Here is a 1946-nt window from a genome sequence, read left to right on the forward strand (position 1 = left end):
TGTTTGAGGACGTCGCATTTAGCCTGCGTGCGCAAAATGAGCGGTTAAAACGAGCGCGAAATGCGGAGAAAAGACGTGGAATTTTTTCTAAATTTTTTGGTCGTAAGGCGCAAATTTTAAGGCAGGGCAGCGAAAACGACCATCTAAAAAAGCTTGAAATTTTAAGCGAAGAGCAGATCGAGCACAAGGCGCTAGAGACGCTGCGACGCCTGGGGATCGAACATCTGCGCGAGCGGGTACCCTTTCACCTAAGCGGCGGCGAGAAAAAGCTGGTGGCGCTTGCGGGCGCGCTGGTGTGTGAGCCTAGAATACTGCTACTGGACGAGCCTACGACGGCGCTTGATGAGGCGATGCAGGAGCGTGTGGCGGGGATTTTGGCGGAGCTTGACGTAAGCGAAATCATCGTCTCGCACGATAAAAGCTTCATCGATAAAATCGCGGATAAAATCTATTATTTGAAATCGGATGGCTTGTATGAAAGTCCATGATAAAATCATAGATAAATTTATCGTTTAAAATCATGAGGCTTGTATAAAAATCCATAATGGCGACCCTTGCGGGATTTGAACCACGCGTTTTCGCACTGAGAATGCAACGTCCTGAGCCACTAGACGAAAAGGTCAAGAAGCCGCATTATAGCGACAAAAACAAAATTTTAGATAAAATGCCGACGGCGGTGCAAGCGCAAATCGCTTATAAATTTAAAAGCCTGCGCGGCATAGAGTAAAATTTGCAACGTAAAATTTTATGATTTGGCTGAAATTTTATATGCAAGACGGAGCCTAGCCGATCTTTTCCATCGCCTTGTTTTTAAACGCTACGGGATTAGCGATAAATTGGAAGCTAACCGCGGTGCCGCCGGTGCCTCGCACCACTATGGTGCCGAATTTTAAAATTCGTCCCAAGATACTCTGCATTACAGATATGCTTTCGATTTTTTCATATTTTAGCTCCACCGTTTCACGGCTAATAAGACCCTTTTTGCCGATTATACGCTGATTTGTGATGGCGAGCTCATTTGTCTTTAAAACAATAAACCCGTGAATTAGCGCCGCTATAAAACCGCCAAAGCATATGAATGAAAGTCTATCGTCTTTATTTATGATTCCAACTATCGCGGGAATTAATATGATGATAGCGGAGATAAAAACCGCCCAGTGGATTTTGGCTTTAGCAATTATATTTTCGCTATTTAGAAGGTTAGACTCTACGTAACCCATAAATATCCTTTAAAAGAATTTGAGACTTGAATTATATCCCTGCCCCATTAATCTTGACTTAAATTTTCTGCGGTGCGGCTCGTGCAATGGCGGATTGGACGATCGGAATTTGCGCGTAAAATTTGCATTAAATTTTACTTTGTCGGCTGCGAAATTCGGTGCAAAATTTATGGCTAAATTTTGCGAACAAGGCTTTTAAAATTGTAAATTTAGCGGCGTGAAATTGCCCCGCTCGCGCCGGGCGATCGCCCGGCGCCGCATAAATTTTATCAAAGCCCCGAAGTTTAATGAAGCAGGCGGGATAAATTTTATAAATGCGCTAAATTTTATAGCCGCGCAATAAATTTGAATTTTTAGCGCGCGATATACGAACTCGCTGCGGTTGAAGCTCGTCCGTGCGAATATAGAATTTATTAGCGCAAAGTGCGAAAATCGGCTAGCGTGCAACGGGGCAAAATTAAATTTTTAAGCGCGCTAGCCTAAATTTGAAATTTTATAACCGCCCGCTCTAAAATCCGAGCGCTTTTTGAATCGCAAGCGTCTGCGCGACGACGTGCTCAAGCTGCTGTAAATTTAGCATATTCGGCCCGTCTGATAGCGCGTGAGCGGGATCTGGGTGCGTCTCGTAAAAAAAGCCGTCCACGCCCACGGCCGCCGCCGCTCGCGCGAGATACGGCACGAAGCGCGAGTCGCCGCCGCTCGTAGCGCCGATACTAGGCATCTGCA

At 45.5% G+C, this 1946-nt stretch carries 3 protein-coding genes, 1 tRNA gene and 1 pseudogene; 2 read left to right on the forward strand and 3 right to left on the reverse strand.

Features of this window, described 5'->3' with window-relative positions:
• Positions 1–488, forward strand: a 488-nt coding sequence (locus tag Q0257_RS09425) for an ATP-binding cassette domain-containing protein (protein WP_298024372.1), incomplete at its 5' end; no start/stop codon positions are given.
• Positions 489–545: 57 nt separating this feature from the next.
• On the opposite strand, the gene Q0257_RS09430 is transcribed toward Q0257_RS09425, so the two are convergent.
• A tRNA-Glu gene (locus Q0257_RS09430) sits at positions 546–622 on the reverse strand.
• Between Q0257_RS09430 and Q0257_RS09435 the strand changes: the two genes are divergently transcribed.
• A complete protein-coding gene (locus Q0257_RS09435) occupies positions 590–727 on the forward strand; it encodes a hypothetical protein (protein WP_298024374.1) in 138 nt (45 codons plus the stop codon). The genes Q0257_RS09430 and Q0257_RS09435 overlap by 33 nt on opposite strands.
• A 55-nt stretch (positions 728–782) precedes the next feature.
• Here Q0257_RS09435 and Q0257_RS09440 read toward each other — a convergent pair whose 3' ends face one another.
• Both Q0257_RS09440 and Q0257_RS09445 read right to left on the reverse strand, forming a co-directional pair.
• Positions 783–1220 (reverse strand): PH domain-containing protein, encoded by a 438-nt coding sequence (locus tag Q0257_RS09440; RefSeq protein WP_298024376.1) that lies wholly within the window; start codon positions 1218–1220, stop codon positions 783–785.
• A gap of 508 nt (positions 1221–1728) precedes the next feature.
• Positions 1729–1946: pseudogene (locus Q0257_RS09445) on the reverse strand (3-deoxy-8-phosphooctulonate synthase); the annotation flags it as partial.

The organism is uncultured Campylobacter sp. (genome assembly GCF_938018035.1).
Taxonomy (GTDB): Bacteria; Campylobacterota; Campylobacteria; order Campylobacterales; family Campylobacteraceae; genus Campylobacter_B.